2 protein-coding genes are annotated in these 5,862 nt (G+C 48.3%); both read right to left on the bottom strand.

Annotated elements, in window-relative coordinates; translation table 11 throughout:
• Positions 1-4,469: SdrD B-like domain-containing protein (locus tag B036_RS0124745; RefSeq protein WP_026232325.1), on the bottom strand; the 4,469-nt coding region annotated here is incomplete at its 3' end.
• Between the two features lie 174 nt (positions 4,470-4,643).
• Positions 4,644-5,862, bottom strand: a 1,219-nt coding sequence (locus tag B036_RS0124740; RefSeq protein ID WP_026232324.1) for a GEVED domain-containing protein, incomplete at its 5' end; no start/stop codon positions are given.

Here is a 5,862-nt window from a genome sequence, read left to right as displayed (position 1 = left end):
GTCCAGGCACCACCCGTTTGTTCGCCCGTAATGAGGCCCGCCAAATCGATGGCAGTCGTAGAGTTGTCACAAACAGACGTATTTCCATCGGTACCGGCATTCGCCTCTGGTGAAATATTGACGGTTGCAACAGACTGATCGTCGGGACATGGAGATGTGCCCGTGATCTCATATTGGAACGTACTGCTCGTAGCACCGGCCGTAGGGGTGAACATTCCCGTTGCGGCAACAAAAGTGCCACCACTACCGGTCAGCCGTGTCCAGGCACCACCCGTTTGTTCGCCCGTAATAAGGCTCGCCAAATCGATGGCCGTCGTAGAGTTGTCACAAACAGACGTATTTCCATTGGTACCGGCATTTGCCTGTGGCGAAACATTAATGGTTGTTGTTGTCATCGGAAAACAACTAGGGTCTACAATGTTTGTATTACCATTGGCTAAAATAGCATAGATCGTATAACCACCAGTGGCGGCAATACTTAACCCAGTTTCTGTTGTCGAAGTCGCCGCTGCTGCCGGACTAATTGGTGTACTCAGGGTAATAATTCCGTTTGCCCCATGATTTGCGAAATCATATAGTTGTGCCGGAGTGAGACTGGAATTGGCGCTATAGTATAAGGCTAAGTTACCGAGGTCAGCATCATGCATAATGGTGGCATCAAAGTCACTACCTAAGCATACAGGATCAACCGATACGGAAAGAGACGTGATACTCGGACAAATGGGAGTACAATCAGCCGGCGCATCATAAGCATCCATAATATCGTCCGTACAGGTCGTTGTAGTTTCGAACTCAACCATTACATCAATACCCGCAACCCCATCACTGGTCAGGCCAGTAATCATGAAGGTCTGTGTGCCCATTGTACCTGCAGGAGTGAATAACTGATCAACACCGTTATTGGTAACGATCCGGAGGTCTTCACCGGAGGGAGCGTTATCGTAGGATACTTCTACCGAAAGAGTATAAGTATTAGTTACAGGATCACAAAGGCTAGCGGAAACCTGATCAATACTGATGTCACAGACACATTCGTCTGGTGCATCGTAGGCATCAATAAGGTCATCCGTACAGGTGGTAGTTGTAGCGAAGGTAGCGGTAACATCAATATCCGTTATCCCATCGCTGTCCAAGCCCGTTAAAATAAAGGTTTCTGTTCCAAGGGCACCCGCCAAAGAGAAACTCTGACTACCTCCGTTAGATGTACTAATGGTAAGCATTTCGCCAGCTGGAGCATTAGCATACGTAACGGTGACGGAAAGCGTGTACTCATTCGTAAGCGGAGCACAAGTAGACGCTTCTGCGAGGTCAACCGTAATCGAACACACTGCAGAGTTCGTCACTCCCATATCCAACGTATGGTTGTTCTCACCAGCTAGCCCGGTAGTGAAAGCAATAACCCCAAGAACTGAAGCATCGGAGTCATTAAGGTCCGTTTTCCGGTTATTCGTAGCATCACTATTCGCATTCTGAGTAGTGAACGCGGCTACGGTACCGTCAACTGCCTGAATGGCCAATAAGCTGATTCGCACTTCGTAATTCATTTCTGGTTGAACTTCGGTGAATCCATTCACCCAAGTCTGAGTCCCAACCGTATTGTTGCTAAAGATAAAGAAGCCGTTTCCTTGCGTTGCGTCCGCAGCGGTAGTTGTCTCGGCGACTTTGGTAAAGACTAATGGAGCTGTTTCTTTAAACAGTTCTACAAGTACACCATTGATGCCGTCCTCATTTGCGTCCTGGCGGCCGTTACTATTTCCATCAAGCCAGAGGCGGTTACCTACCTGTAAGGGAGCAGAAGAAGCAACACCTTCTATATCCCCGAGACCATTTCCTTTACCATAAGTATTAATATTATCGACGGTTCCTCCTTCAAAATCCTGACTTGCATATACCAATGCCGCTCCCTGTCGGGAGCCATCAGTTGTACTCAAGGCCAGGTATCCGGCTTGATTAAAATTGTCGTAATCATTAATTGGATCATATACAGAGACAATCACATTACCTGTACCATTGTAGGTAAACAGACCGCCTAAACTGATTTCATCGTGACCTAATTCGAACTGAGGGTCAAGAATCGGGTCCATATCATTGGGATCTGCACTGGCAGTTGGGCATTGCCCTCCCCCATCAGCAGTTGCATTCGCAGGACGGTAACGATCGTCATAAAAGAATTCTCCGTTTCCAGGCCCTTCTTGTTTGTTAATACCAATGGTAGGGCCAAAAGGCTCTCCATTAACACCATTACCTGAATTAGATTCTAGTACGTAAGTGGCTCCTCCATCGGTTGTATTAGGTGAGGCGACAAGAATATCACCAGCACCATCTGCATTCCACAGTAGATCAGGATCAGCCCCTAAGTTGGTAGGGGGTAATTTTTTGAATCCATGCTGGTCCGCAAATCGGTCTCTAATACCGATTATAATTTTCCCTTGTTCATCGAACTCGATGTCGGTAAGCCAGGCTTGCGGATAGGCACGTTCAGGAGAAAGATCATCGGGTGTTCCTGCCACTCCATCGCCGCCATTACTATTCCCGCTAGTTCCCATTACGGCTGCTTCCATAGTAGCTTGATCGTAAATCGGCGTCCAGGGGAAAAATTCTCCCTGGGCATTGTTTGAACAAAAATCAATTGCCTGGCCACGGATATAATTCAGCGGAAAGTCCAATACCTGAGTAAAGACATCCGTAGCTGGGTCGAACTTGTACACGTATCCCCGCATTAGGCCTTGATTACCAAGGTTGTTAATTACTCCCGTATTCGTATTTACAACAACCGATGATTCTCCTGTTGCCACCAACCCAATATAAATAGCTCCACGATAACTTGTAACGGCAAAGGGTCGAATGTTTTGATCTCTTTGGTTTGCATTACCAATCAGACCTGGTAAATCTGTGAGATTACCAGTCGCTGGCCAACGATTAATCGAAGCAGCACTAGCTGGAGCCGTAGGGTTTTCCCGGGTACCTCCCAATTGGATTTCATAAAGACGACGGTCGGCCAGGTTAATGGTCCACATTACATTTTCGTCTTCAGACATCGCAAGGCCACCGAGGCCAATTTTACCTACGGCGTCGTAAGTATCTGGATCTCGGTTAAAATCGGCAGTGTTTGGGTGCGTATTTACTCCCGCAGTATTAGCACCGAAGTAAGTATCAAGATCAAGAAAAACAGACGGCGTGCTAGCAGCAATCGGAGCGACAGTACTGGTAAGGCCAATTTGATAAATTGCGCCGGTCCCGCCTGGGCCAAACGCTGTATGTCGTTTGGTGAAAGCTGCCGCATAAATCTTTTCCGCAGCCCTGGAGTACACCACACCAAATGTAGAACCGATTTCATTGTGCGATGCCACGTAATAAGAAGTTGGATTAATATTGCCAATCCCTCCAGAAAATTCATCGGGTGATGTAACTACTAATACATCAAGATTAGCATTCGATCCATTTGAAGGGCCATCGACATAACAAGGCACGGCAACGTAGACCTCATCATCGGGAAAATGCTCTTCGGGTCGGTGTAATCCGACTTCGACCTTATTACCACGATTGATAAAGAACACGGTTGTGGCACCTGCAACTGATGGTTCCAGGTCTGTCGGTAATCCGGTTACCTCTACCCGGTAGATATCATTATTGCCGGGGGTAAAGGTGTAGTTACCGTCACTCGTGTAAGTGAAAGCAGTAGGAGTATTCGCAGCGCTGTAAGCGGTTACTGTGATACCGGCTATTCCTAACTCTCCAACTCCTTCCTTCGTTCCATTACTATTGTAATCATTGAATACGTTGACGCAGATTTCGTTTGGGTCCGCTCCCGGGTCAACAATTAAAGCCGCGGTACCACTTTGTGTATGTGGGTTAGCACCGAACCCGTCTCCATTAATCGTATAACTAATATTGTTACTGCCAGAAGCACCAGCAGGTGCAGTAACGTCAACATCAATCCCCCAAAATTGGCCATTTCTAACCCCTGGAAAAGTTGTTCCAGTTGTTGCAGTAATGGTGTAGGTAATTGAATTAGTACCTGAACCTGCTGCACTGACAGTATGATTGCCAGTACCCGACGATGCATCCTCCGTATTCCGGGTAAGAACCCAACCGGCAGGTGCCGTCAGGATTACCTGAGTTACGTATTCGTCATCAGGAGATATAGTATTCAGTTGAAACCCAACGGTGCCAGTAACTTCGGCGGTTACCATATTACTACCAGATATGTTTATTGTAGAGCCATTGATACTTTTAAGTTGCTTCCACGCAATATTTTTCTGGTCTCCATTTAGGAAAGCACTTAGTTCTAGGGAAGTAACAATACTAGGTACCGGTCCGTGAATGGCTCCCTCATCTAATTGAACCACCCCAGGAAGGCTCAAAAGCCATCCGGAAACGAGTAATAACAAGCCCGACGAAAGGAGCATCGTATATAGCTTCTTTCCTTTCAGCAATGATTGCTGAAGATTAGTTTGATTATTCTTCATGAGGATAAAAATCTATAGGTCGTAAAGTCAAATAATTTTAAAACAGTATTTGGAAGGTGGAGTACTCCACCTTCCAAACCATAAGGATATAATTCCTGGCGAAGGGCGTTGACTTTCCTGAATCAGGCAAGTCAACGCCCTTCCCTGAACGCTACTGTTCGGGGAGCCTTAAGATCAAGGTTGAACGATGAAGCGTTTCGTCGTCCGAACTTCAGTCGAATTCAAGGAGAAGTAATACATCCCAGCGGATAAATTCCGGAGATCAAGGTTCAGGCCGGAACGGAAAGTCTCGACCGAAGTCTTGCCTTCCAGTACCACTTTACCCGTCGCATCAATGATGAACCAGGGAGCGTCTTTCACCTGTTCCGGGAGTGGGATACGGACCGTCAATTCAGTCCTGGCGGGATTCGGGAACAGCTCAAGCTCTGGAGCAACCTCGAATAGATGGGTAGTCGTAATTGGAGCGATGCGTCTCGCGCCGCCGCCGAAGCTAACCGTATAATCCTCTACTTCTCCTTCAGCGTACGTACCACAGCTGCTACCGTTCAAAGAATTGTAACGCATCTGTATCCGCATCCGGCTGGTGCCGGAAAGGCCGCCAGGAATGGAAACACTACCAGTTACGGTACTGCTACCGGAAAGCTCCAGTGCTCGTTCACCCGCGTCGGTAAAGTCACCGTCGGCGTTGTAATCTATGTAAACTACCCAGCCTTCATTGTAAGCACTACCCGGGAATCCAGGTGTCAGACTGAAGGAAGCAGTTCCGGAAAGCGGAATCGCCGGGGTACCAGTGTAATTACCGTATCCATTATCGTTGCCCGAAGTGTTCGTCACTCCAGCAATAGTTATGGAGGCAATGTGCTCATACTGTGTGCTGTTGGCACTTGAAGAGCAGTAACTGACCGAACAAGCAGCACAATCCGGGCCGCCACAGTCGACGCCCGTCTCATTACCGTTCTGGATACCGTCCGTACAGGTAGGACAAGCAGCACAATCTGGACCGCCACAATCGACGCCCGTTTCGTTACCGTTCTGGATACCATCGGAACAGGTAACACAAGCAGCGCAGTCAGGGCCGCCACAGTCGACGCCAGTTTCATTGCCGTTCTGGAGACCGTCAGTACAGGTTGGGCATGCGGCACAATCAGGGCCGCCACAGTCGACACCCGTTTCGTTACCGTTCTGGATGCCGTCCGTGCAGGTCACACAAGCAGCACAATCAGGTCCGCCACAATCGACGCCCGTTTCGTTACCGTTCTGGATGCCGTCCGTGCAGGTTGGGCACGCGGCACAATCAGGTCCTCCACAGTCGACGCCCGTTTCATTACCGTTCTGGATGCCGTCACTACAGGTTGGTCCGCTAGATCCTCCGATACAAGTTGCTACAAGAATA

It is taken from the genome of Neolewinella persica DSM 23188, from assembly GCF_000373105.1.
Classification (GTDB): Bacteria; Bacteroidota; Bacteroidia; order Chitinophagales; family Saprospiraceae; genus Neolewinella; species Neolewinella persica.
This window is presented reverse-complemented; position numbering and strand designations above follow the sequence as displayed.